This window comes from Stenotrophomonas sp. BIGb0135 (genome assembly GCF_024810105.1).
Classification (GTDB): domain Bacteria; phylum Pseudomonadota; class Gammaproteobacteria; order Xanthomonadales; family Xanthomonadaceae; genus Stenotrophomonas; species Stenotrophomonas maltophilia_AB.
The window spans coordinates 549450-570905 of the sequence record NZ_JANUDX010000002.1 but is presented as its reverse complement, the minus strand read 5'-3'; the positions used below and the strand labels follow the sequence as shown (position 1 = coordinate 570905).

The 21456-nt window shown below is 68.6% G+C and carries 25 protein-coding genes and 5 tRNA genes; 8 read left to right on the top strand and 22 right to left on the bottom strand.

The genetic code is table 11. The features are described from left to right. Positions 1-10 precede the first annotated feature (10 nt). From M2421_RS07035 to M2421_RS07020, 4 genes are all read right to left on the bottom strand, one after another. Entirely contained in the window at positions 11-520 is a 510-nt protein-coding gene (locus tag M2421_RS07035) for a pyridoxamine 5'-phosphate oxidase family protein (RefSeq protein ID WP_259204507.1), read from the bottom strand. A 174-nt stretch (positions 521-694) separates the two neighbouring features. After that, on the bottom strand, positions 695-1681 hold the full coding sequence (locus M2421_RS07030) for an LLM class flavin-dependent oxidoreductase (protein ID WP_259204506.1): 987 nt from the start codon (positions 1679-1681) through the stop codon (positions 695-697). A 317-nt stretch (positions 1682-1998) separates the two neighbouring features. After that, on the bottom strand, positions 1999-2754 hold the full coding sequence (locus M2421_RS07025; RefSeq protein ID WP_259204505.1) for a sulfurtransferase: 756 nt from the start codon (positions 2752-2754) through the stop codon (positions 1999-2001). A gap of 54 nt (positions 2755-2808) precedes the next feature. Next, complete coding sequence (locus M2421_RS07020) at positions 2809-3174, bottom strand: DUF6164 family protein (protein ID WP_259204504.1); 366 nt, start codon at positions 3172-3174, stop codon at positions 2809-2811. A gap of 64 nt (positions 3175-3238) precedes the next feature. On the opposite strand from M2421_RS07020, the gene M2421_RS07015 reads away from it, so the two are divergent. Both M2421_RS07015 and M2421_RS07010 read left to right on the top strand, forming a co-directional pair. Further along, positions 3239-3679: an FKBP-type peptidyl-prolyl cis-trans isomerase gene (locus tag M2421_RS07015; RefSeq protein ID WP_259204503.1), complete on the top strand. Its 441-nt coding sequence runs from the start codon at positions 3239-3241 to the stop codon at positions 3677-3679. Positions 3680-3688: 9 nt separating this feature from the next. Continuing rightward, positions 3689-4930, top strand: a complete 1242-nt coding sequence (locus M2421_RS07010) for a TIGR03862 family flavoprotein (RefSeq protein ID WP_259204502.1) — start codon at positions 3689-3691, stop codon at positions 4928-4930. Between the two features lie 56 nt (positions 4931-4986). Here M2421_RS07010 and M2421_RS07005 read toward each other — a convergent pair whose 3' ends face one another. The 5 genes from M2421_RS07005 to M2421_RS06985 form a co-directional block, all read right to left on the bottom strand. Further along, entirely contained in the window at positions 4987-5484 is a 498-nt protein-coding gene (locus M2421_RS07005; RefSeq protein WP_259204501.1) for a GNAT family N-acetyltransferase, read from the bottom strand. After that, entirely contained in the window at positions 5484-7106 is a 1623-nt protein-coding gene (locus tag M2421_RS07000) for an FMN-binding glutamate synthase family protein (protein WP_259204500.1), read from the bottom strand. The genes M2421_RS07005 and M2421_RS07000 overlap by 1 nt, the downstream gene beginning before the upstream one ends. Before the next feature lie 30 nt (positions 7107-7136). Further along, positions 7137-8423 carry a nucleotide sugar dehydrogenase gene (locus M2421_RS06995; RefSeq protein ID WP_259204498.1) on the bottom strand — a complete coding sequence of 429 codons (1287 nt, stop codon included), beginning with the start codon at positions 8421-8423 and terminating at the stop codon, positions 7137-7139. Between the two features lie 294 nt (positions 8424-8717). Then, positions 8718-9173 (bottom strand): BLUF domain-containing protein, encoded by a 456-nt coding sequence (locus M2421_RS06990; RefSeq protein ID WP_259204488.1) that lies wholly within the window; start codon positions 9171-9173, stop codon positions 8718-8720. Between the two features lie 111 nt (positions 9174-9284). Next, on the bottom strand, positions 9285-10268 hold the full coding sequence (locus M2421_RS06985; RefSeq protein ID WP_259204485.1) for a TraB/GumN family protein: 984 nt from the start codon (positions 10266-10268) through the stop codon (positions 9285-9287). Positions 10269-10373: 105 nt separating this feature from the next. On the opposite strand from M2421_RS06985, the gene M2421_RS06980 reads away from it, so the two are divergent. After that, positions 10374-10886 (top strand): phosphohydrolase, encoded by a 513-nt coding sequence (locus tag M2421_RS06980; RefSeq protein ID WP_259204484.1) that lies wholly within the window; start codon positions 10374-10376, stop codon positions 10884-10886. Here M2421_RS06980 and M2421_RS06975 read toward each other — a convergent pair whose 3' ends face one another. Further along, positions 10887-11579, bottom strand: a complete 693-nt coding sequence (locus M2421_RS06975) for a glutathione S-transferase family protein (protein WP_259204483.1) — start codon at positions 11577-11579, stop codon at positions 10887-10889. It lies immediately after the preceding gene. Here M2421_RS06975 and M2421_RS06970 point away from each other — a divergent pair. Beyond that, positions 11565-12116 (top strand): hypothetical protein, encoded by a 552-nt coding sequence (locus M2421_RS06970; RefSeq protein ID WP_259204482.1) that lies wholly within the window; start codon positions 11565-11567, stop codon positions 12114-12116. The two genes, M2421_RS06975 and M2421_RS06970, sit on opposite strands and share 15 nt — an antisense overlap. Positions 12117-12146: 30 nt before the next feature. Here M2421_RS06970 and M2421_RS06965 read toward each other — a convergent pair. From M2421_RS06965 to M2421_RS06955, 3 genes are all read right to left on the bottom strand, one after another. Continuing rightward, a tRNA-Leu gene (locus M2421_RS06965) sits at positions 12147-12233 on the bottom strand. A 330-nt stretch (positions 12234-12563) separates the two neighbouring features. Next, the gene (gene hemN, locus M2421_RS06960; RefSeq protein ID WP_259204480.1) at positions 12564-13973 is read right to left on the bottom strand and encodes an oxygen-independent coproporphyrinogen III oxidase; all 1410 of its coding nucleotides are present in this window, start codon (positions 13971-13973) and stop codon (positions 12564-12566) included. 44 nt (positions 13974-14017) lie between these two features. Further along, on the bottom strand, positions 14018-14470 hold the full coding sequence (locus tag M2421_RS06955) for a group III truncated hemoglobin (protein ID WP_259204478.1): 453 nt from the start codon (positions 14468-14470) through the stop codon (positions 14018-14020). Between the two features lie 199 nt (positions 14471-14669). Here M2421_RS06955 and M2421_RS06950 point away from each other — a divergent pair, with 199 nt between their 5' ends. Continuing rightward, positions 14670-14966, top strand: coding sequence for a hypothetical protein (locus tag M2421_RS06950; protein ID WP_259204476.1), 297 nt, complete (start codon positions 14670-14672; stop codon positions 14964-14966). A 2-nt stretch (positions 14967-14968) separates the two neighbouring features. Then, positions 14969-16060, top strand: a complete 1092-nt coding sequence (locus M2421_RS06945) for a 4Fe-4S dicluster domain-containing protein (protein WP_259204475.1) — start codon at positions 14969-14971, stop codon at positions 16058-16060. Positions 16061-16118: 58 nt separating this feature from the next. Here M2421_RS06945 and M2421_RS06940 read toward each other — a convergent pair whose 3' ends face one another. From M2421_RS06940 to M2421_RS06915, 6 genes are all read right to left on the bottom strand, one after another. Beyond that, positions 16119-16355, bottom strand: coding sequence for a hypothetical protein (locus M2421_RS06940; protein ID WP_259204473.1), 237 nt, complete (start codon positions 16353-16355; stop codon positions 16119-16121). A gap of 264 nt (positions 16356-16619) precedes the next feature. Next, positions 16620-16838 (bottom strand): hypothetical protein, encoded by a 219-nt coding sequence (locus M2421_RS06935; RefSeq protein ID WP_259204472.1) that lies wholly within the window; start codon positions 16836-16838, stop codon positions 16620-16622. An 88-nt stretch (positions 16839-16926) separates the two neighbouring features. Then, complete coding sequence (locus tag M2421_RS06930) at positions 16927-17376, bottom strand: BLUF domain-containing protein (protein WP_259204471.1); 450 nt, start codon at positions 17374-17376, stop codon at positions 16927-16929. A gap of 151 nt (positions 17377-17527) precedes the next feature. Next, positions 17528-17601: transfer RNA gene (locus M2421_RS06925), tRNA-Cys, on the bottom strand. A gap of 74 nt (positions 17602-17675) precedes the next feature. After that, positions 17676-17751 (bottom strand) — tRNA-Gly (locus tag M2421_RS06920). 146 nt (positions 17752-17897) lie between these two features. Further along, positions 17898-17973 (bottom strand) — tRNA-Gly (locus M2421_RS06915). A gap of 238 nt (positions 17974-18211) precedes the next feature. Here M2421_RS06915 and M2421_RS06910 point away from each other — a divergent pair. Further along, positions 18212-18655 (top strand): hypothetical protein, encoded by a 444-nt coding sequence (locus M2421_RS06910; RefSeq protein WP_259204470.1) that lies wholly within the window; start codon positions 18212-18214, stop codon positions 18653-18655. Between the two features lie 25 nt (positions 18656-18680). On the opposite strand, the gene M2421_RS06905 is transcribed toward M2421_RS06910, so the two are convergent. Next, complete coding sequence (locus M2421_RS06905) at positions 18681-19793, bottom strand: NAD(P)/FAD-dependent oxidoreductase (protein ID WP_259204469.1); 1113 nt, start codon at positions 19791-19793, stop codon at positions 18681-18683. A gap of 300 nt (positions 19794-20093) precedes the next feature. Between M2421_RS06905 and M2421_RS06900 the strand changes: the two genes are divergently transcribed. After that, positions 20094-20609 carry a hypothetical protein gene (locus M2421_RS06900; RefSeq protein ID WP_259204467.1) on the top strand — a complete coding sequence of 172 codons (516 nt, stop codon included), beginning with the start codon at positions 20094-20096 and terminating at the stop codon, positions 20607-20609. A gap of 101 nt (positions 20610-20710) precedes the next feature. On the opposite strand, the gene M2421_RS06895 is transcribed toward M2421_RS06900, so the two are convergent. Next, positions 20711-20786 (bottom strand) — tRNA-Gly (locus M2421_RS06895). 46 nt (positions 20787-20832) lie between these two features. Continuing rightward, positions 20833-21456 carry a CDP-diacylglycerol--glycerol-3-phosphate 3-phosphatidyltransferase gene (gene pgsA / locus M2421_RS06890; RefSeq protein WP_259204466.1) on the bottom strand — a complete coding sequence of 208 codons (624 nt, stop codon included), beginning with the start codon at positions 21454-21456 and terminating at the stop codon, positions 20833-20835.

Here is a 21456-nt window from a genome sequence, read left to right as displayed (position 1 = left end):
CACCGGGACGTTACGCCCCCGGCTTGAGATCCACCGTACCGGTATCGGACAACGCGCCCGGATCATCGGTCACCGCCGACAACACGAAATACAGCGCGCTGCCGAGCAGGCCGCCCGGGCCATCCCAGTACTCGGCCGATTCGGCACTGACGTGGATCAGCCGCAGGTTCGGATCGTCCTTGCCGCCGGGGAAGAACACTTTCATCGCCGGCGACCACAGTTCCTCGATCTTGGCGCGGTCATCAACGACGCGCGCGGTACCGGCCACGGACACATAGGTGTTGCCCGACGGCGAGGAATAGGAGACGTTGACCCGCGGATTGAGCGCGATCTCGGCCACCTTGGGGCTGTCGGCTTCGGTGGCGAACCACAGGTCGCCGTCGAACTCGACTTCCTGGGTACCGAGCGGGCGACTGTAAAGACGGCCGTCGACGCCGACCGTGGTGAACATCGCGATGTCCACGTCACGGATCATGCCGGCCAGTTGTTTGATGTGCTGTTGGCGATCGTGCTCTGCCATGGGGTAACTCCTGCAACGGGGGCCCCATCACAGCGGATCGGCGGCCACGGCAGCGTGAATCGCAGGGTCACATCCCCTTCGCATCCTTGCCGGGTGGAGCCACGCCATGCGTGGCTGCACCTTGAACGAGGCGGGGTGACGCCGGCCACGCATGGCGTGGCTCTACCGTGGGGATCAAGCGTTCGCCTGCCACGCCTGCATCGCCAGACCGAACGAGCGCTTGCGCGCGGCGTGGTCGTAGATGTTGGCGGTGAGCAGGATCTCGTCCGGCCTGTGGCGCGCGGCGAACGCGGCCATGCCCTCGCCCACCTGGCGCACGTCGCCGACCACCGCGCAGGCCAGCGCGTTCTGCACGCCGAGCTTTTCGTGCGGCTGCCAGAAGGCCTCGATGTCGTCGATCGGCGGCGGGATCAACCCGGGCTTGCCGCGGCGCAGGTTGACGAAGCTCTGCTGCTGGGTGGTGAACAGGCGCTTGGCCGCGGCCTCCGATTCGGCAGCCACGACGTTCAAGCCGAGCACCGCGTACGGCGCGGTCAGGTACTGCGAGGGACGGAACTCGCGACGGTACACGGCCAGTGCTTCATCCATCGCGTCAGGCGCGAAGTGCGAGGCGAACGCGAATGGCAGGCCCATCGCGGCGGCCAGGCGCGCACTGAACAGGCTGGAGCCGAGCAGCCACACCGGCACCGGAATCCCGGCCCCGGGCACGGCACGCACGGCCTGGCCGGCCTGTGCCGGTTCGAAGTAGTGCAGCAGTTCGCGCACGTCCTGCGGGAACTGGTCGGCACTGTCGAAGTAACGGCGCAGTGCGCGCGCGGTGGGCTGGTCGGTGCCGGGGGCACGCCCGAGGCCGAGATCGATGCGGTCCGGATACAGCGAGGCCAGCGTGCCGAACTGCTCGGCCACCTGCAGCGGGGAGTGGTTGGGCAGCATGATGCCGCCGGAGCCCACCCGTATGCGCCGGGTACCGCCGGCCACGTGCCCGATCAGCACCGCGGTGGCGGCGCTGGCGATGCCGGGCATGTTGTGGTGTTCGGCCAGCCAGTAGCGATGGTAGCCCCAGCCTTCGGCGTGCTGGGCCAGGTCCAGCATGTTGGCGAAGGCCTGGGTGGTGTCGCTGCCCTCGCAGACCGGGGCCAGGTCAAGAATCGACAGGTGCATGAACGCGTTCCATCCAGAAAGTATTCCACTGACATGGGGCCGGCGCCGGCCGCGCGCCAGTGCCGATCGCGGGATGCTGATTCCTGCGGTTCGGGTTCGTGAGGTTGCCGGATGAGGTCTGGGCTGCTGGCTGCCTGGCTGCCTGGCTGCCTGGCTGCCTGGCTGCCTGGCTGCCTGGCTGCCTGGCTGCCTGGCTGCCTGGCTGCCTGGCTGCCGAGCATGGCTCGGCACTACCTGGTACACGTGACCGGTAGTGCCGAGCCATGCTCGGCAGCCCCGACACCTTCGGCAACCCCGACACCCCCGGCAAACCGCCCTCAGGCCGCCCCGGTCTCCGCTTGATCGACCAGCGGCTTCAGCTCGGCATCCAGCGCCACGCGTTCGTCGAACACGAAGCAGCGGCCGTCGTAGCCTTCGCCACCAACCGCCTCGAAGTAGCCCAGAATGCCGCCGTCGAGCTGCAGCACGTTGTCCATGCCGTCGTTGCGCATCCACAGCGCGGCCTTCTCGCAGCGGATGCCACCGGTGCAGAAGCTGACCACGGTGCTGTCGCGCAGGGCATCGCGGTGCGGGGCCAGTGCATCGGGCAGGTCGGTGAACTTGGTGATCGGCAGGACCAGGGCGTCCTGGAAAGTGCCGTATGCGATTTCCTGGGTGTTGCGGGTATCCAGCATCACCAACGGCTTGCCGGCATCGTCGTGGCCCTGCCGCAGCCAGCGCTGCACGGTGGCCGGGTCGACCGACGGCGCGCGCGGATAGGCCAGCGGCTGGCCGTCATCGATGCGGAAGCTGATGATCTCCGGCTTGACCTTGGCCTTGAGTCGGGCGAACGGCTGCCTCTGGCTGATACTGGTCTTGACCCGCAGGTCGGCAAAACGCGCATCGGCCTGCAGGGCGGCGTAGAAGCCGTCGATGCCGGCCCGGCTGCCGGCCAGGAACAGGTTGATGCCCTCGCCCGCCACCAGGATCGTGCCGCGCAGGTCGGCGGCGGTTGCCCGCGCCAACAGGGTCGCGCATAGCGCGTCCGTGTCGGCGATGGGGGTGAACAGGTAGGCGGCAGTATTGGCGATCATGCGCGCAGTATAAATCGCGCCGACGGCGCTGCCCCGACCCTTCGCCCGAGGGGTTCAGCCGCGCAGCAGCACGAATGGCAGCAGCACCAGCGCCGCCGCCGCGACCATCCCCAGCAGCACCGCGGCCACGAACAGCGGTCGGCGCTGCAGCAGGCTGCCGAAGGTCTCGGCGGTGCCGTCGCGCAGCGCGGCCTCGCGCTCGGCGCGCACCCGCACCCCGCGGGCATCCTGGTACTCGGCCATCAGGACCCTGGCCCGCGGATGGTCCTGGTCTTCGCGGATCCAGATCCCGCCCGAGGAGATGCCCCAGGGGCTCGGCTCGGTCCGGTAATGGGCGATGCCCGCCTGGTCCAGCAGGGCGGTGACGTCCTGGATTTCATCGTCCGCGACGTTGCGCAGGTTGAGCAGCAGTTTTGACATGCGCCCATGATAGCGCCCGGCGATGCGCTACCCTTGCGTCCCGTTTTTGCATTCCGGAGCCGTCATGCGCCGTCTGCCCACCTACCTGCTCGCCCCCCTGATGCTGCTGGCGCTCGCCGCCTGCACCCCGCCCGGCCCGCCGCCGGGAGGCACGATCACGCAGTTCGAGAAGATCGACACCCAGCCGGGCACCGGCGCCGAGGCGACGCCCGGCAACAAGGTGACCGTGCATTACACCGGCTGGATCTACAACGAGCATGCCGCCGACAAGCATGGCGACAAGTTCGACAGCTCGGTGGACCGCGGCGAGCCCTTCAGCTTCGACCTCGGCAAGGGCCAGGTCATCAGGGGCTGGGACGAAGGCTTTGCCGGCATGAAAGTGGGCGGCAAGCGCACGCTGATGATCCCGGCGGCGTACGGCTACGGCGACCGCGGTGCCGGCCCGATCCAACCGGGTTCCTCGCTGGTGTTCGATGTCGAGCTGCTCGACGTCAAGCCGAACTGAGCCTGCTGCATGCGTAGTCCAGACAGCCCGGCGCGGCGCGTGGCGATCATCGGCGGCGGCCCGGCCGGGTTGATGGCCGCCGAGACCGTGCGCGCGGCCGGCCACCAGGTCGATGTGTACGAGGCCAAGGGATCGCCGGGGCGCAAGTTCCTGATCGCCGGCAAGGGCGGCCTGAACCTGACCCACTCCGATCCGCAGGCGCTGTTCGTCGCGCGTTATCGCGAGCGGGCCGCCGAGGTGGGCGACTGGTTGGCCGACTTCGACGGCCCGGCGTTGCGCGACTGGGCGCGCGGTTTTGGCGTGGAGACCTACGTGGGCAGCTCCGGCCGGGTCTTCCCGGTCGACCGCAAGGCCGCGCCGCTGCTGCGCGGATGGGTACGCCGACTGAAGGAACAAGGCGTGCGCCTGCATGTGCAACACCGCTGGGTCGGGTGGGACGCCGACGGCGCACTGCGCCTGGCCACGCCCGAGGGCGAGGTGCGGGTGCAGGCCGATGCGGTGGTGCTGGCGATGGGCGGCGGCAGCTGGCCCGAACTCGGCTCGGACGCGGGGTGGGTGGACCCGTTGCTGGCGCGTGGCATCGACATCGCCCCGCTGCAGCCGGCCAACTGCGGCTTCGACATCGCATGGAGCGACTACTTCCGCGAGCGCCAGGCCGGCGCGCCGTTGAAACCGGTGGTGGCGCACTGGACGGCGCTGGATGGGCAGGCGTGCGTGCAGCAGGGCGAGTGCGTGATCAGCGCCGACGGCATCGAAGGCAGCCTGGTGTATGCGATGGCCGCCGACCTGCGCGACACCCTGGCCCGCGATGGCCAGGCGCAGCTGCAGTTGGACCTGCTGCCGGGGCAGACCGAAGCCCAGGTGCTGGACAAGCTGCTGCGGCCGCGACAGGGCCGCAGTTTCGGCGAACACCTGCGCCGCCAGCTCGGCCTGGGCGGGGTCAAGTCCGCGCTGCTGTTCGAGGTGCTGGGCAAGGATGCCGGGCAGTTGCCGGCCGAGCGCATCGCCGCATCGCTCAAGCGGTTGCCGCTGTCGCCGCAGCGCCCGCGCCCGATCGCCGAGGTGATCAGCAGCGCCGGCGGCGTGCGGCTGGAAGCGCTGGACCGGCAGCTGATGCTGCGTGCGCTGCCCGGCACGTTCTGCGCTGGCGAGATGCTGGATTGGGAAGCGCCCACCGGCGGCTACCTGCTGACCGCCTGTTACGCCAGCGGCCTGCGTGCCGGACGCGGCGTGGTCGCCTACCTGGGGTAGTGCCCGTCGTGGGCCGGCCAGCGGCCGGGGCCCCCTGCGCCGTCATCCGGCCGGCATCAACCGCGCTGCATGCGCACCGAGGCCAGGGCGATGCCGCTGGGGTGCGGGTAGGTTTCTTCGCGGAGGGCCACGAACCCGGCGCGTTGGTAGAACGGCACGGCGTTGAGCGATGCCGACAACACCAACGGCCGGCCCGGATCGGCCAGCGCCTGCATCGCCCCCATCAGCCGCATGCCGATCCCGCGCCCGCCGCAGTCGGGATCCACGAACAACGCGTCGATCTCGTTGCCGTCGCGGTCGATCACCGCATACCCCAGCAGCCGTCCCTGCGCGTCCTCGGCGACGATGCAGCCGCCCTGAGCGATCAGCGCGTGGTAGTGCGCCGGCGGCGGCGAGGCCGACCAGGGTGCGATCACCTCCGGCGGATACGCCGCGCTGCACAGCTCACGCACGCAGCGCGTGCGCAGCGCCCACAACCGATCGGCGTCGTCCACCCGGCCCGCCCGCAGCACGGCAGTATCGGCATCCCGCGCTGGCGGTGCATGCCCGGTCATCATCGCGACTTGCTGCTGCGCAGCGCCTGGATGCGCGCCGGTGGCTGGAACGAATCGCTGCGCGCATCGCTCCAGTAGTCATGGAAGACCGCGTGGTCGGGCACCTGGCGCAGCAGCTCGCCCGGGCTGAGGTAACGATACAGCGACGCCAGCGAGCGGATTTCCACCGGCGACACCCGACGCAGGATGTGCTCGGGCCCCAGCTCGGCAGGATGATTGAGGCCCGCCGCGCACAGCAGGTCGCGCAGCGCGCGCACGGTGTTGTCGTGGTAACGGTGCACGCGGGTGGCCTTGTCGGCGGCGTCCAGGTGGCGCCAGCGGTGCGGGTCCTGGGTGGCGATGCCGGTCGGGCATTTGTCGCTGTGGCAACTCAGCGACTGGATGCAGCCCAGCGCGAACATGAAGCCGCGCCCGGCGTTGCACCAGTCCGCGCCCAGCGCGATGGTCCGGGCGATCTCGAACGCGCTGGTGACCTTGCCCGCTGCGCCGACCTTGATCCGCTCGCGCAGGTCCAGCCCGACCAGCGTGTTGTGCACCAGCAGCAGGGCTTCGTGCATCGGCACGCCCACGTGGTCGATGAACTCGGCCGGGGCCGCACCGGTCCCGCCTTCGGCCCCGTCGACCACGATGAAGTCCGGCAGCAGCTGGGTTTCCTGCATCGCCTTGGCGATGCCGAACCATTCCCACGGATGGCCGATGGCCAGTTTGAACCCGACCGGCTTGCCACCGGACAACTCGCGCAGGCGCGCGACGAACTGCAGCAGTTCCACCGGCGTGCTGAAGGCCGAATGCTTCGACGGCGAGACACAGTCCACGCCCATCGGCACGCCCCGGGTGATCGAGATTTCCTCGCTGACCTTGGCCGCCGGCAATACCCCGCCATGGCCGGGCTTGGCGCCCTGCGACAGCTTGATCTCGATCATCTTGACCTGGTCGGTGTTGGCATTGGCCACGAACTTTTCTTCGCTGAAACCGCCCGCCTCATCGCGGCAGCCGAAGTAGCCCGAGCCGATCTCCCAGACCAGGTCCCCGCCCATTTCCCGGTGATAGGGCGAGATCGAGCCTTCGCCGGTGTCGTGGTAGAAGCTGCCGCGGCGCGCGCCCTCGTTGAGGGCGCGGATCGCGTTGGCCGACAGCGAGCCGAAGCTCATCGCCGAGATGTTGAACACGCTGGCCGAGTACGGCTTGGCGCAGTTCGGGCCGATCAGCACGCGGAAATCGCTGTGGGCGATCTCGGTCGGTGCCAGCGAATGGTTGATCCACTCGTAATCCACCGCGTAGGTGCTGCGCAGCGTGCCGAACGGCACCACGTCCATTTCGTTCTTGGAGCGCTGGTAGATCAGCGCGCGCTGCTGGCGCGAGAACGGCACGTCCTCCAGGTCGCTCTGCACGAAGTACTGGCGGATCTCCGGGCCGATCGACTCCAGGCCGTAACGGAAATGCGCCATCACCGGGTAGTTGCGCCGCAGCGTGCTGCGCGTCTGCAGCAGATCCCAGGTGCCCAGCACGACCAGCGCCGCGCTGGTGCCGACGCCCCAGTACCAGGCCGGCCAGATCGTGGCCAGCCACAGGCAGACCGGGAACAGCAGGATGGCGAGCACGTAGACCAGGTAACGATGCATGGCTTTCCTCGATCAATAACGCCGTCGAGTCTACAACCGGTCGTCGACCACGTCGCGCGGCCAGACCGATTTGACGTCGTACACCACGCCGTCCGGCTTGAGCAGCGCACGCACGCTGCCGGCGTCGAACGCCCGGAACTCGTCGTGCGCCACCGCCAGCACCACCGCGTCGAAGACACCCGGATCGGCGCGCTCCACCCACTGCACGCCACTCTCGGCCAGTACGGCGGGGCCAACCCACGGGTCCTGCACGTCCACCCGCGCACCGCTGGCGCCCAGCGCCTGGGCCAGTTCCAGCGCCCGGCTGTTGCGCAGGTCCGGGCAGTTTTCCTTGAAGGTCACCCCCAGCACCAGGATGCGTGCCCCCATCGGCGCCTTGCCGCGCCCTTCCAGCAGAGCCAGCACGCGCTGCGCCACGTGCGCACCGACCCGGTTGTTGACCTGGCGCGCGGTGTGGATCAGGTCCGGGTGGTAACCGACGCTTTCGGACTTGTGCAGCAGGTAGTACGGGTCCACGCCGATGCAGTGGCCGCCGACCAGGCCCGGGCGGAACGGCAGGAAATTCCATTTGCTGCCGGCGGCGTCGAGCACGTCCTGGGTATCGATGCCGAGCTTGTCGAAAATCAGCGCCAGTTCGTTGACCAGGGCGATGTTGACGTCGCGCTGGATGTTCTCGATCACCTTGGCTGCCTCGGCCACGCGGATCGACGGCGCCGGCCAGGTGCCGGCGGTAATGATCGCGGCATACAGCGCGTCCACCACTTCGGCGACCTCGGCGGTCGAGCCGGAGGTGATCTTGCGGATGTCCGGCAGGCGCCGCTGGCGGTCGCCCGGGTTGATCCGCTCCGGACTGTAACCGCAGTAGAAGTCGTGGTTGAAGCGCAGCCCCGACCCGGCTTCCAGCAGCGGCACGCACACCTCTTCGGTGGTGCCCGGGTACACGGTGGATTCGTAGATGACCAGGTCGCCGGGCTTGAGCACCCCGGCGATCAGCGTGGAGGCACTGCGCAGCGGCCCGAGGTCGGGCTGCTCGAAGGCATCGATGGGGGTGGGCACGGTGACGATGTAGACATTGCACCCCGCCAGCTCGGCCGGATCGGCGCTGTAACGCGCCTGCCCGGCCGCCGCCAGCTCGTGCGGCTCCATCTCCAGGGTGTGGTCATGGCCCTGCTGCAGTTCCAATACGCGTGCACGGTCGATGTCGTAGCCGAGCGTGGGTTGGCGGCAGCCAAAGGCGACCGTCAGCGGCAGGCCGACATAGCCCAGCCCGATCACCCCGATCCGCGCGTCGGTCGCAGCGCCGATGGCGGCCGCCATCAGCCCTGCCCCCGCGCAATGCAGAAACAGGAGGAGGTGCGGGGACGGCGGGAAAGACTCATGGAGGGCGGCGCCAGGAAACGAATAGCGCAAGCCTAACGCGGGAGGGGCCCGGCCACAAAGAACAAAGCCGCCGCCCGCGGAGAGTACGGACGACGGCCAACAAGTGGTCCAGCTGCGGTTACTACCCTTTCAGAACAGCCTGTCGGGATTTCCGCAGGACCGGTCACAGCTGGTAGACAGATGCTAGGCGACCACCCGTGAGAATCATGTTACGAGGATCGAACCGTTCCGTTACGAACCCAGCATCACCGCGGCAGGTTCGAGCTCGCCCGAGTCGCCGGTCCACAGCGACAGCAGTCGTGCGAAGCCGACCCGCGCCTGGCCATCGACCGGCGCGGCGGCACTGAAGCCATCCCACGGACGGTCGATCATCGCCGTGAGCACCGCCGGCTCGATCGCCGCGGAGGTCATGGTCCAGCGCGGGAAGTGCCGCGCCGCGACCGGCCCGCGCGCCAGTTCGCGCAGGCACAGGTGGCTGCGCGCATTGGCCACGCGCTGGTAGACCGAATCGACCCCGTCCTCGGGGCCTTCGAAATACTGCAGGAAGCGGGTGCCATCGAACATCAGCACCCCGGTGACACCGGCCATCTTGTTGAAGCTGGACGCGGCCGCCAGGATCCGATCGATATCCGATGCCTGGATCCCTTCGAAGGCGACGCTGGTATAGGCGATCGCACGCAACGGCATGCAGGTGAAGCCCCCTGTGAACTGCCCTGACTATGCCACGAACCCTGACGTCGGGATAGATGAATACTGTGCGCGGAGACGCCGGCAACCGTGCGCCTCCCGCTCGCAGGATCAGGGCGCCTGCACCTCGTAGCCGGCCTGTTGCAGGCGTGCCAGATACCCCTCGGGCGCTACCAGGGAATGCACCGGGACGACCGCGAAGGTGGTGCGGTTGCGGGCCAGCGCGGCGCGCGCCACCTGCTGCCATTTGTCCGCCGCCTGCCGGTCCACCGCGGCCAGGCCGCGGCGACGCCCGAACGGGCTCTCGGCGATCGCGCCAACGCAGGCGTCGTACTGGCTTTGCAGGGCCAGCCGCTGCAGCGCCTCGGTGTCGCCCATCGACCAGGCGTTGGCGCGCTCGACCAGCAGCGGCAACTGGTGTTCCACCACATCCAGGGTGCGCTCCAGGCACTGCACATCCTGCAACGGACTGGCGCGCGCTTCCTTCAGCGCCTGGCGCGGATCCTCGACCCGGATCACCACCCGGGTCACCACCGGCTTCAGGCCGCGCGCCTTGTAGGCCTTGTCCAGCACAGCGGAAACCGGCGAGCCGCGGCCGAGCCCGACCGACTTGAGCGCCTCGGTATACAGCCGCGTGGCCGCCACCAGCGGGCGGTCTTTCTCCACGCCCCGGTCGCGTCCCAGGTAACGCTGCTTGAGTGCCAGCCACCGGGTGTAGGTCGCGGCCGGCAGGATTTCCTCCAGGCGCCGTCCCTGCGGATCATGCGCGGCTTTCATCGCCGAAGGCAGCAGGGTCAGCCCCTTGAAGAACCCTACGTCGGCATCCAGCGTCCAGCCCGGCGGCCCCAGTACTTCATCGGCACTGGCGACCACCGCCTCGACCTCGTCGGCGCGCCAGTCCAGCTTGGCCGGCAGGGGCGATACGGTGCCGAGGATCCACAGCACGTGGCCGTCGCTGGCCGTCACTTTCCACATGCCAGGCCCGGGCTGCACCCCCGAGACCACCACCGGTGCAAGGTCGACGACGGCCGCCTGCCCGGCCGCCGCCGGCGGTGCGGGCTGTGCGTTGATCCCCGCCGCGCACAGCATCGCCATGCTCACCGCCACCGTCGTCCTTGCCCACGCCGCGCTCGCCATGCTGCCTTGCCTGTGATGGAGTCGTGCGCAGCCTACGGGGAGCCGGGTGCGGCTGCGTAAAGTTTGCGTTGCCCCTGCCCTGCACGGCCCGGGCGGCATAATGCGACACCGCCCTTCAACGGAGTAGGCCCCATCGACACCCTGCGCAATGCCGAAGCCCTGGCGCGCCGCGCGCATGCCAGCCAGACCGACAAGGCCGGCCGGCCCTACATCGGCCACGTCGCGCGCGTGGCCGCGCGGGTGCACGGCGATGCCGACGCCGAAGCAGTCGCCTGGCTGCACGACGTGGTGGAAGACTGCCCGGCGTTCGCCAACGAGGTGGACGCGTTCCCGCTGCACATCCGCACGGCGGTGGCCTGCCTGACCCGGCGCAAGGACCTGCCAGCCGACACCTACTACGCCGCCATCCGCGCCAATCCGCTGGCACTGAAGGTCAAGCTGGCCGACATCGCCGACAACAGCGATCCGGCACGCCTGCACTACCTGCCGGACGCGATGCGCCAGCGGCTGGCCGAGAAGTACACGCACGCCCTGGCCGCGCTCGGTGCCGCGACGACGGCCCCCACCAGCGCCTGATCAGGCCGGATCGGGGCCCTGCCGGTAAGGCTCTTCGAACGGGCGGAAGTCGTGCTCGGCGAGCGCATCGGCCACCCAACGGGCCACGCCCGGCAAGGCCAGCACCGCCGCCATGTAGGCCTGCACGCGCGCGCTGACCGGCACCGCGTAGGTCTTCAGCCGCATCACCACCGGGGCAAAGAACGCGTCGGCAATGCTGAAGCCGTCGAACAGCAGCGGCCCGCCATGGCGCGCCAGCAGTGCCTCCCACAGCGACTGCAGGCGCTCCAGGTCCTCCAGCACCGCCGGCTGCTCACGCAGCACGCGCGCCCCCACCGCCGGTAGATGCGCTTCGATGTTCATCGGGAAATGCTGGCGCAGCGCACCGAAGCCGCTGTGCATCTGCGCGCAGACGCTGCGCGCCAGGGCGCGCGTGGCCACGTCCCGCGGCCACAGTGCCTTGTCCGGGAAGCGCTCGGCCAGGTACTCGGCAATGGCCAGGGTGTCCCACACGACCAAGCCGTCGTCGACCAGCACCGGCACGGTTGCCGACGGCGACAGCGCGGTGGCCTGCCGCTTGAACTGCGACGCCGGATCGAAGCTGTCGAAGCGCAGCAGCACCTCCTCGAACGGGATGCCGGCCTGGGTCATCAGTACCCACGGGCGCATCGACCAGGACGAGTAGTTCTTGTTGCCGATATGGAGGGTGAGCATGGCGGCACCGGGCAGGACGGGAATGCCCATGCTACCGGCAACGCAGGACACCGGCAGGCGCAATCGGCCGCGCCATCAGAACCGCCCTGGAATGCACTATCGTCGTGCGCACACGGCGAAAAGGACACCCGCTCGATAATCGGTTACCTGCACAGCCTGCTCATTCTTCTTTCGCTCCCCCCCCCGGCGGCGGCAGAGGACGTCCAAGGAAAGGTCTACGACGCGTTTTCCGTGGTGCAGCACGGCAAGCCAAAGGGCGACGTGTTCGTCTACTCCGCGGCGATGGCCACCGACTCGGACCCGATTGTCATCAGCGTGCAGGGGCGGGACCTCAGACCCCGCGATAAAACGCTCCGGACCGATCTCCAGAAAAACTGGCTGTCGCTCAACGTGCCGGAGCAATTCGAGTTCGAGGGCCGCAGCCTGGCCTCCTGCCCACTGCAGCCGGGGCGGCAAACAGGCAGGTGCGACGCCTATGCGTTCCGCGACGGTGACACCGTCCGCCCGTTCTATTTCCGCGTGGACAACTGGCCCTGACCGACCGGTGCGTCGGGGTGCTTGCCGCGTTGGTGCCCGGAGCCGGAATCGAACCGGCATGGGGTTGCCCCCGGCGGATTTTAAGTCCGATGCGTCTACCAATTTCGCCATCCGGGCAGCGCCGCGCATAGGGTGCCTGATCGCGCCCGGTTTGGGAATGCAGGCTGCCTCGCCGTGCCGGCAACAGCACCTGCGTGGGGGCGTCGGGGTGGGAGAGAATGCGTACGTTCTCGCGCGGTATCCCTGGCGCAGCCAGCAGGCTCGCCACCGACGGGATTCCAGTCATGGCTGCGCGTTGATCCCGGTAGCGGTCTGGCGCACGTCCGGTGCCTGCGCCTCGGGTGCCGATGCCGCGGTAGTGACGGCATCTTCTTCATCCAACGCGCCGCTCACCATGGCCGGCGCAGGGTACGGCACTACCGCGCCGGTCGACACCGATGACGCGGCTCAGATCGCCCGCGAGTAGCGCACCGGCTGGTCCGGGCGTGCCAGGTAGCGGTCGAAGCACATGGCCAGCAGGCGCAGCAGGGGCCGGCCGCGTTCGGTGCTGCGCACCACACCGTCGGTGTACTCGGCCAGCCCATCGTCCTGCAGGCGCTGCAGCGCGATCAACGCATCGGCGAAATACACCTCGAAGTCCACGCCGTGGCGGCGCGCCAGTGCACGCCCATCCACCTGCCCCTGGCACATCAACTGGCCGATCAGTTCGGCGCGCAGCGTGTCGTCGGCATCCAGGTGCAGGCCGCGCCACACCGGCAGGCGTCCGGCATCCACCGCGACCTCCCAGCCCGGAAGGTCGCGCGGGTTCTGGCTGTAGGTATCGCCGATGTGGCTGATCGCACTCGCCCCCAACCCGACCAGGTCGGTGTCGGCATGCGTGGTATAGCCCATGAAGTTGCGGTGCAGCTGCCCGGCGCGCTGCGCCTGCGACAGGTCTTCCCCGGGCAGGGCGAAGTGGTCCATGCCGATGTACTGGTAGCCGGCCAGCGTCAGGCGGCGCACTGCCAGACCGAGCAGGGCCAGCTTCTGCTCCGGACTGGGCAGCGCCGCATCGGGAATCTGCCGCTGCGCCTTGAACAGGTGCGGCAGGTGCGCGTAACCGTAGATCGCCAGCCGGTCAGGGCGTTCGCGCAAGACCGTTTCCAGCGTCTGCGCAAAGCCCGCCGGGGTCTGGTGCGGCAAGCCGTAGATCAGGTCGACGTTGACCGAGCGCAGGCCGTGATCGCGGCATGCCCGCAGGATGTCCAGGGTCTGGTCAACGTCCTGTTCGCGGTTGATCGCACGCTGCACCGCCGGATCGAAATCCTGGATGCCCAGGCTGGCGCGGGTGAAGCCAAGCTCGGCCAGGCCGGCGATATCGGCGCGGGTGACGAAACGCGGGTCCAGTTCGATGGACACGTCGCGGCTGTCGGCCGCGCTGAAGCGGAACCGCTGGCGCAGCCCGTCGACCAGCGCGCGCAGTTGCGCGGCGGCCAGGAAATTGGGCGTACCGCCGCCCAGGTGCAGCTGGATGACCTCGCGCGACGGATCGAACAACGGCGCGATCCGGTCCGCCTCGCGGAGCACGCGCGCCACGTAGGCCACGCCGCGGCCGTGGTCGCGGGTGATCACGCGGTTGCACCCGCAGTAGAAGCAGGGGCTGCTGCAGTACGGCACGTGCACATACAGCGACAGGGCGCGGGCGCGTGCGTTGCTGGCGTGGATCGCCGCGTGCAGCTGCTGCTCGCCGAAGCCGTCATGGAAATGCGGCGCGGCCGGATAGGAGGTGTAACGCGGGCCGGGGCGGTCGTGGCGACGCAGCAGGTCCGGGTCGAAGTGCCAGGCGAGGCCGGCGGCGGCAGGCGGGATCGTGTGCATGCCGTCAGGGTGCGCGCGCGCGGGCAGCCGCGCATTGAGCCAGATCAATCCAGCCGCGGCGTTCCTGCAGGCATGACACCGGCCACCGGCAACTGCGGCCAGCGCAGCATCTGGAAGCGGCGCCAGAAGGTATCGGCGATACGCGTGGCGACATCGTCGGCCAGGCGTTGCATGGGCAGGTTGCCGCTCTCGGCCGTGGTCTGTCGGAACAACGCCAGCCAACGATCGAACAGATCGCGGTCGAGTTCATCCATGGCCATGTGCTTGGGCATCGGCGCGCCGCTGAAACGGCGGGTGCCGCGCAGCATCGCCGACCAGAAATCCACCAGCTGTGCCAGGTGCGCGTCCCAATCGTCCACGCGCGCGGCGAACACCGGCGCCAGGCGCGCTTCGCCACGCACGCGCGCATAGAAATCGTGCACCAGCCGGGTGACTTCCTGCTCGCTGCACAACGCCAGCGAGGGCGTGGGCAGCGCGGTGGCGGACGGGTCCAGCATGGGAGAGTCCTCTGCGGCGGCGGTCCGCGGCGTATGCAGCGCAGGATGCGCGCGCAGGCCCCGCGGTGCCTTGATCAGGATCAATGTCGGGGCTGTAGTGCCGCCCTAGTCTGTGAGCCTCGACAACCTGCGCGCCGGCGCACCACGACCGTGGCCAAGTATAGCCGCGCCCTGCCCTCCCCTCCTGACCGTGGCCGCAATGACCGACCTGCACCTCCCGCCCGCGCCCAGCCGCCGCCGGCAGTTGATCCAGCAATGGGGCGCCATCCTGTGGCCCAGCTTCGTCGCCGCGGGCCTGGCCTGCATGGTGTTCTTCGCCTTCGTCGACCCCCTCATGCTGCGCGACATCAGCTTCCCGCAGCACGCGCTCAGCCGCGAGCTGGGCTACACGCTGGGCTTCTTCATGTTCTGGGCCGTGACCGCCGCGGCCAGCAGCGTGACCTGGTACCTGTTGCGGCCGATGCGCCGCGACGCCGACGACGTGCCGTTGGGCTGACCATGCCGCGGCGACTGCACCTGCAGCTGGTCGAGCCCGCGACCGCCTCCCCGTCCCCGCCGCGGCCGCGCCGGGCGCTGCGCTGGCGCGCCCTGTTGTCGGCCGCGTTGCTGACCCTGTTCTACCTGCTGCCGTGGCTGCGCTGGGAGGGCCGCCAGGCCCTGCTGTTCGACCTGCCCGCGCGACGCTTCGACCTGTTCGGCCTGACCCTCTGGCCGCAGGACCTGGGCGTGCTGCTCGGCCTGTTGGCGGTGCTGGCCACCGGGCTGGTGCTGCTCACCACCCTGGCTGGCCGGGTCTGGTGCGGGTATGGGTGCCCGCAGACCCTGTGGAGCGCGCTGTTCCGCCGGATCGAGCGCACCACCGCCCGGCATCTGCGCCATCCGCGGCTGGCACGCGCAGCCAAGCACGCGGCGTGGGCACTGGTGGCGGCATGGACCGGGATCACCTTCGTCGGCCTGTTCACCCCGATCCAGGACCTGGTGGACGCCCGGTGGCCGAGCGCGTGGAGTGCCTGGGTCACCTTCTGGGTGCTGTTCTACGCCCTGGCCACCTGGGGCAACGCGGGCTTCCTGCGCGAGCAGGTCTGCATCGACCTGTGCCCGTTCGCGCGGGCCTGCCCCAGCCTGTGCGATGCCGATACCCCGCAGGTGTACTACGACGCGCGCCGGGGCGAGCCGCGCGGCCCGCGCGCGCCCGGCCAAGGGGCCGTGATGCAGCGCGGACGTGGCCTGCTCGATCCAATCAGCGCCAACGATTACGCGTTTCGCGCCGCGCACCCGGCGCTGGCCGGCCCGATGCCGCGCTTCCCCGATGACCGCCTCGGCGACTGCGTGGATTGCGCGGCCTGCGTGCAGGTGTGCCCGATGGCGCTGGATATCCGCAGCGGCCCGCATCCGGATTGCATTGCCTGTGGCGCCTGCGTGGATGCGTGCGACGCGCAGATGCGCGCCTCGGGCTTCCCGACCGGGCTGATCGGCCATGCCAGTCTCAACCGCACCCGCCAGCGTCCCACGCGCTGGCTGCGTCCGCGCACGCTCACGGCGCTGGCCACCCTGCTGGTGCTGCTGGGTATCGGCCTGCATCGGTTGTAAGCACGGGTTCCCCGCGTCTTGCCTGCCATCGATGGATGGCCCGGTCCCCCAACCGGAATCAGCGCGTGCGCGTGGTTCGCGGCGGCACCATCTGCGCCCGCCGGACGATGCCCAGCTGCTCGATGATCAACGCCAGCTCATTGGTGACCTGGGTGCGACTGCGCCCCTTGGGCACCAACCGCTCCAGTACCTGTTGATAGGTCGTCCAGAACTCCGGGCCGCAGCCATGCTTGCTGTAACTGGCTTCCAGCTCGGTGCGCACGCCGTCAGCCAAGTCATGTACGCCGTATTGCATACGACCTCCCTTGGACCTGCCCTGCATCGGAGACGAGCAACCACCCTGTGTGCAGCTTGTCGCGCAAAGACAACAAAGACCCCCGGCCAGCGAAGAATTCACTTGCGATTCACCCGAAATTTGCACGGTCTTCGCACGAAGTCAATCGCCGCGTGGGTCGCAGCCGGAGAAGTCGCTGAATGGTTCATCCCGGTGCGCTCGCGCACAGGCAGCATGCCCGGGGGGCGGTGACAGGGTGATGTCAGCGCGGCACGGGCGGCGCGCTCAGCTCCCCAGCCGCCAGGCGCCATACACGCCGATGCCGATCCCGGCCAGCAGCAGCGCCCACACCAGGCCGTTGAAGCGCTTGAGCGCCTTGGCCAGCACCAGCGAGAACGCGATGCCGGCCAGCCCGATCAGCACCCACACCACACCACTCACGTTGCTGGGGGACGCCCAGAACGAACCGGGCGCGCCGGCGGCAAACAACAGGGCCAGAGCCATCAACGCAACCTCTTGGGGGGACCGGCGTCCATCTTGGTCAGGCCATCGTCCTGAACAGGTGAAGGTCCGTGCCCACCCCCTGGCAGGCTCATCCCCCGGCGGGGACGGGCCGCGGCAGTTCCAGGGTGCGCACCACCAGCCCAAGCAATTGGCTCAGCGCACCCTCGGCGGGTGGGCCCTGCTCCAGCCCGCGTGCGAAGCCGGCCCAGTCGCCGGCCGACAACTGCTGGATCAATGCCGGATCCACCGCCAGCCAGCGCATGCCCCAATAGGGAAAGTAGCGCTGCGGCACCCAGCCGCGGCTCAGCTCGGTGATTTCCCCGTGGCTGCGGGCCTGGCGCACACGCTCGTGGACAGCGGCCACGCCGTCCTCGGGGCCTTCGAAGTACTGCAGGAACCGTTGGCCATCGAACAGCAATACCCCGGTGACTCCGGCGAGGGAGTTGAAGCGGGTAGCGTCCTCGACCAACGTATCCAGCATGCTGCTGGACAATCCGGCGGACGCCTCACTGACGTAGGCAATCGCGCGAAGTGGCATCGGCTGTATCCTTGAAATAGGCGGTCATGCTGTCACTTTCAGACAGATGAATAAAGCCGCTGACTGAAGCGTTCAGATAATGTCAGGGCAGCGACGCGGCGGGCGGCGGTCCAACGCAAAGAGCCCGCTTGCGCGGGCTCTTGCTTGACTCTGGAGGCCTGGACGGGAATCGAACCCATCTCAACGGATTTGCAGTCCGGTGCATAACCACTCTGCCACCAGGCCGGTGACCTTACCGCTTACCCGGGTAATCATACCCTGATAAAACAAGACCCCGAGAACGGGGCCTGGTCTGGATGTGGAGCGGGAAACGAGACTCGAACTCGCGACCTCAACCTTGGCAAGGTTGCGCTCTACCAACTGAGCTATTCCCGCAAAATCAGGCGCGTATCTTACCGAAACCGCAGGTAACACACCAGCCTTTTCACACTTTATTTCACATGCCGACCGGGCGTGCCGATCAGGATGCCCGCGTGCCACCGCGGAGAAAAACAAGGCCCCTGAGGGGCCCTGTCGAAATCTGGAGCGGGAAACGAGACTCGAACTCGCGACCTCAACCTTGGCAAGGTTGCGCTCTACCAACTGAGCTATTCCCGCAGACTTTCGCTTGCCCCGACCGCACCGCACCGTGAGGCGCTGGAGGCTGTCGGCCCATCGACCTGCGTCGAAGGAGCGCTATTGTGTCGGGATTCCTTCACGCCGTCAACAGCCTTGTTCACGCGAAAGGAGCGGCGCGGGAGCCGCCTGCTGCGGCGATCGATTGCACGTAGTTGCATTCCAACGCATGAAGACGCGGGCTAAAACAAGGCCCCCCCCCGCTGCTTCACGCCTCCACATGACAACCTCCCTGTCCCGCTCCTCCTGGATAGCGGCAATACTGGTCTGGGCCATTGTCGCCGCCATATACATCCACGCCGGTTTCCAGCCGGACCATGGGCGGCCGCGCTTGATCGACGGTATCGAACCGCCCTACCCGATCAGGGCCGTCAGCGTGCTTTGCGTGGTATCCGCCATCGAGATCGCCATGGTCTGCGCCATGGTGCGGCCCTGGCGCAGCCATCGTCGCTGGCGACGCCTGCTGCTCACTACCGTGCTGATGCTGGCCTGGAGTGTCTACTGGGTCCTGATTGCGATGCACCAGCCACCGGCACAGGGCGCGCATCTTCTGTGGCTGCTTGCCCTGGATGCGTGCCTGCTGATCGCCATGTTCGCGGACATTGCCGCATGCCTGTTCAAGCGCCTGTACCGCTGGCGAGCAGCCCGGCGCACGGCGGTGTGACACGGCCTCGGGCCATCCCCCTCCGCTACCCGCCCACCCGCATGCCACGCCGGTGGAAGTAGACCTGCTCTGCCGTCCGCCGCATGGCGGCGGACTGCAGCAGCAGGTTGAGCGGCCAGTCCATCTGCAGGTGATCCATCGCCCAGCGCATCAGGCGCTTGCGACGGAACGTGGGGGCGGCCTGCCGGGCGACGGCTTCCGCCGCCGCCCCCTTGCCCCGCAGGTGCAACCCCGCCGCATCGCCAACCGCCCATCCATGGCGCCACGAGGAATGGATGCCGCCGGCCGACAGCGGCGAAACGATTCCCGCCGCATCGCCCGTGAGGATCACCCCGGGCGCGGTGATCGGTCCATCCGGCAGCCCGCACGGCACCAGCCCGGCACGCGTGGCGCTGGGCCGGACGGAGGTCGGCAGGCCGACCACGCTGCGCACGTGCTGCAGGAAACCGTCCAGGTCCGGCTGCCGTGCGTTGGCCGGATCGTGGCGCAGCGCCAGGCCCACCTGCACGCCCGTCGGGTTCTGCGCGACCCAGCCGATGTAGCCCGGCGCGAAGCGCTTGCTGGCAAAACAGTGCAGCGCGCCGGCTTCGGCAAGCTGCACGCCGGCAAATTCCTGTTCCACGCCGTAGAGGGTGTCCCGCACCCGACCCAGGCCGGTGCGCTGGGCCACGCGCGAAGTCGCGCCATCGGCGCCGATCAGGTAACGCGTCCGCCCGGCCCCCTCCACCCGCCAGCCGTCGCCGTCACGCTGCGCCTGGGTGAACGCCTGGCCCAGCCGCAGGTCCACGCCATTGCCGCGCAATTCGGCTGACAGCCAGCGCAGCAGGTTGGGGGTGTCGGTGGTCATGAAGTAGTACCCGGGCGCAGCCAGCAGCACGCTGCGCAGGTTCGGCGCGTACAGACGCACGCGCTCCACGCGCTGCAGCAGCGCTGCGGGCGCGCGGCCGAGCCAAGTCTGTTCGATCGCCTCCTTCACGATGATGCCGGTGGTATGCAGGCGCGCCCCGGGGTCGGTCTTGCGCTCGAGCACGCACACGCGCAGCCCGTACTGCGCGGCGGCCAACGCGCAGGCCGCGCCGGCGAAGCTGGCACCCACCACCACCAGGTCCCAGTCGTAGGGCGATGCAACGCTCTCCATCGGGCGACTCTCCTCTGCATGTCCAGGCGCGCAGGATCACGGGCGCCGGCGGAGACGCCATGAAGTGCCGGTGAAGCGGGTATGAAGCGGCATGGCGGATCACCATCGCGCGTGCTGCATGGGACAATCGGCGACATGAACACCGGCCTGGACACCATCGTTACCGCACCGGCTGCGATGCGCCCGACACGCGCTGGCCGCTTCAGCCGGGTACTGCGATGCGTGCGCGCGACGATGCAGGGGGTCGCCGTTGCCGTTGTACTACCGGCGACGGCGACGGCGGCGCCTGCCCCGATCAGCGTGCCCCTGACAGATGGCAGCGGCGCACGCCTGCACATCGACAGCGTCCACGGCAGCGCACAGCTGCTGGCGGCCTCCGCAGCGATCCCGCTGCGGATGAACAGCACCTTGCGTGATGCGCTGTCCCGCTCGGACACGGCACTCGTGCTGGGGCGTCACCGCGGCGCGGCCGAACCGGACAACAGCCTGCTGCTGTTCATCAGCGCGCCGTCGCGCCCCGCCGCGCCGATGGGCTATTGCGGCGCCGGGCAGGAAAACGGGTTGCTGTTGCTGGCGGTGCGCGATGGCGCATTGGTGGCGCTGGACGTCATGATGTTGCAGAGCTGCCTGCACTCGATCGCACAGGCCGTGGACCTGGCCGATCCTGCCACCGCCTTCCGTCCCGTGCCAGCGCCCTGGCTGGTGAGCTTTGCCGCCATGCAGGAGGACACCGCCGTGCAGCGCTGCGTCGGCATCCGCGATGAACGGCTGACCGTCCAGGACGATTGCACGGCCGCGCCGCTGGCTGCGCCCTGATCGGTACGGCGCGCGGCACGCCGCGCAAACGAAAAAAGCGACCTTGCGGTCGCTTTTTCGTTTGGCTTCCATGCCGATCAATTGACTGGAAAACCGGTATCTGGAGCGGGAAACGAGACTCGAACTCGCGACCTCAACCTTGGCAAGGTTGCGCTCTACCAACTGAGCTATTCCCGCTTGGGAGGCGAAATTCTACAACCAAATGCGCAGGTGTCAACAGCCCTCAGCCATTCTTTTTCGCCCGTGCGTTTTCCCGTGCCGCACGTTCGTCCTCACGCAGGCTCGGCCATGCCGCATGCAGGTACTGCAGACCGGAGAACAGGGTGAGGATCGAGGCGATCGCCAGGGTCCAGTCGCCGATGTGGAAGACCTGCACGCCCATCCAGATGTCCTGCATCGGGGTATGCGGCGCCACCGAATACAGCAGACACAGCAGCGCCACCATCTGCGCGGTGGTCTTGATCTTGCCGATCAGCGCCACCCGCACCTTGGCGCGCTGGCCGATTTCGGCCATCCATTCGCGCAGCGCGGAAACGGCGATTTCACGCCCGACGATCACCGCCGCCCAGACGGCCATCCATGCGGTCGGATGGCCCTGCACGATCAGGAACAGCGCGACGGCCACCATCAGCTTGTCGGCCACCGGGTCCAGGAACGCACCGAACGCGGACGCCAGGTTGTAGCGGCGCGCGATCCAGCCATCCAGCCAATCGGTGATGGCGGCCAGGCCGAAGATCGCCGCGGAGGCGAAATTGGTCCATTTGTAGGGCAGGTAGAACACCAGTACCAGCACCGGGATCATCACGATCCGCAGCAGGGTGAGCCAGGTGGGGAGGGTCAACTTCAT

What these genes read in the sequence shown, in the direction of transcription:
- M2421_RS07035 (WP_259204507.1), bottom strand. Translation starts at nt 520, where the DNA reads ATGGCAGAGCACGATCGCCAACAGCACATCAAACAACTGGCCGGCATG.
- M2421_RS07030 (WP_259204506.1), bottom strand. Translation starts at nt 1,681, where the DNA reads ATGCACCTGTCGATTCTTGACCTGGCCCCGGTCTGCGAGGGCAGCGAC.
- M2421_RS07025 (WP_259204505.1), bottom strand. Translation starts at nt 2,754, where the DNA reads ATGATCGCCAATACTGCCGCCTACCTGTTCACCCCCATCGCCGACACG.
- M2421_RS07020 (WP_259204504.1), bottom strand. Translation starts at nt 3,174, where the DNA reads ATGTCAAAACTGCTGCTCAACCTGCGCAACGTCGCGGACGATGAAATC.
- M2421_RS07015 (WP_259204503.1), top strand. Translation starts at nt 3,239, where the DNA reads ATGCGCCGTCTGCCCACCTACCTGCTCGCCCCCCTGATGCTGCTGGCG.
- M2421_RS07010 (WP_259204502.1), top strand. Translation starts at nt 3,689, where the DNA reads ATGCGTAGTCCAGACAGCCCGGCGCGGCGCGTGGCGATCATCGGCGGC.
- M2421_RS07005 (WP_259204501.1), bottom strand. Translation starts at nt 5,484, where the DNA reads ATGACCGGGCATGCACCGCCAGCGCGGGATGCCGATACTGCCGTGCTG.
- M2421_RS07000 (WP_259204500.1), bottom strand. Translation starts at nt 7,106, where the DNA reads ATGCATCGTTACCTGGTCTACGTGCTCGCCATCCTGCTGTTCCCGGTC.
- M2421_RS06995 (WP_259204498.1), bottom strand. Translation starts at nt 8,423, where the DNA reads ATGGCGGCCGCCATCGGCGCTGCGACCGACGCGCGGATCGGGGTGATC.
- M2421_RS06990 (WP_259204488.1), bottom strand. Translation starts at nt 9,173, where the DNA reads ATGCCGTTGCGTGCGATCGCCTATACCAGCGTCGCCTTCGAAGGGATC.
- M2421_RS06985 (WP_259204485.1), bottom strand. Translation starts at nt 10,268, where the DNA reads ATGGCGATGCTGTGCGCGGCGGGGATCAACGCACAGCCCGCACCGCCG.
- M2421_RS06970 (WP_259204482.1), top strand. Translation starts at nt 11,565, where the DNA reads ATGGAGGGTGAGCATGGCGGCACCGGGCAGGACGGGAATGCCCATGCT.
- M2421_RS06975 (WP_259204483.1), bottom strand. Translation starts at nt 11,579, where the DNA reads ATGCTCACCCTCCATATCGGCAACAAGAACTACTCGTCCTGGTCGATG.
- hemN (WP_259204480.1), bottom strand. Translation starts at nt 13,973, where the DNA reads ATGCACACGATCCCGCCTGCCGCCGCCGGCCTCGCCTGGCACTTCGAC.
- M2421_RS06955 (WP_259204478.1), bottom strand. Translation starts at nt 14,470, where the DNA reads ATGCTGGACCCGTCCGCCACCGCGCTGCCCACGCCCTCGCTGGCGTTG.
- M2421_RS06950 (WP_259204476.1), top strand. Translation starts at nt 14,670, where the DNA reads ATGACCGACCTGCACCTCCCGCCCGCGCCCAGCCGCCGCCGGCAGTTG.
- M2421_RS06945 (WP_259204475.1), top strand. Translation starts at nt 14,969, where the DNA reads ATGCCGCGGCGACTGCACCTGCAGCTGGTCGAGCCCGCGACCGCCTCC.
- M2421_RS06940 (WP_259204473.1), bottom strand. Translation starts at nt 16,355, where the DNA reads ATGCAATACGGCGTACATGACTTGGCTGACGGCGTGCGCACCGAGCTG.
- M2421_RS06935 (WP_259204472.1), bottom strand. Translation starts at nt 16,838, where the DNA reads ATGGCTCTGGCCCTGTTGTTTGCCGCCGGCGCGCCCGGTTCGTTCTGG.
- M2421_RS06930 (WP_259204471.1), bottom strand. Translation starts at nt 17,376, where the DNA reads ATGCCACTTCGCGCGATTGCCTACGTCAGTGAGGCGTCCGCCGGATTG.
- M2421_RS06910 (WP_259204470.1), top strand. Translation starts at nt 18,212, where the DNA reads ATGACAACCTCCCTGTCCCGCTCCTCCTGGATAGCGGCAATACTGGTC.
- M2421_RS06905 (WP_259204469.1), bottom strand. Translation starts at nt 19,793, where the DNA reads ATGGAGAGCGTTGCATCGCCCTACGACTGGGACCTGGTGGTGGTGGGT.
- pgsA (WP_259204466.1), bottom strand. Translation starts at nt 21,456, where the DNA reads ATGAAGTTGACCCTCCCCACCTGGCTCACCCTGCTGCGGATCGTGATG.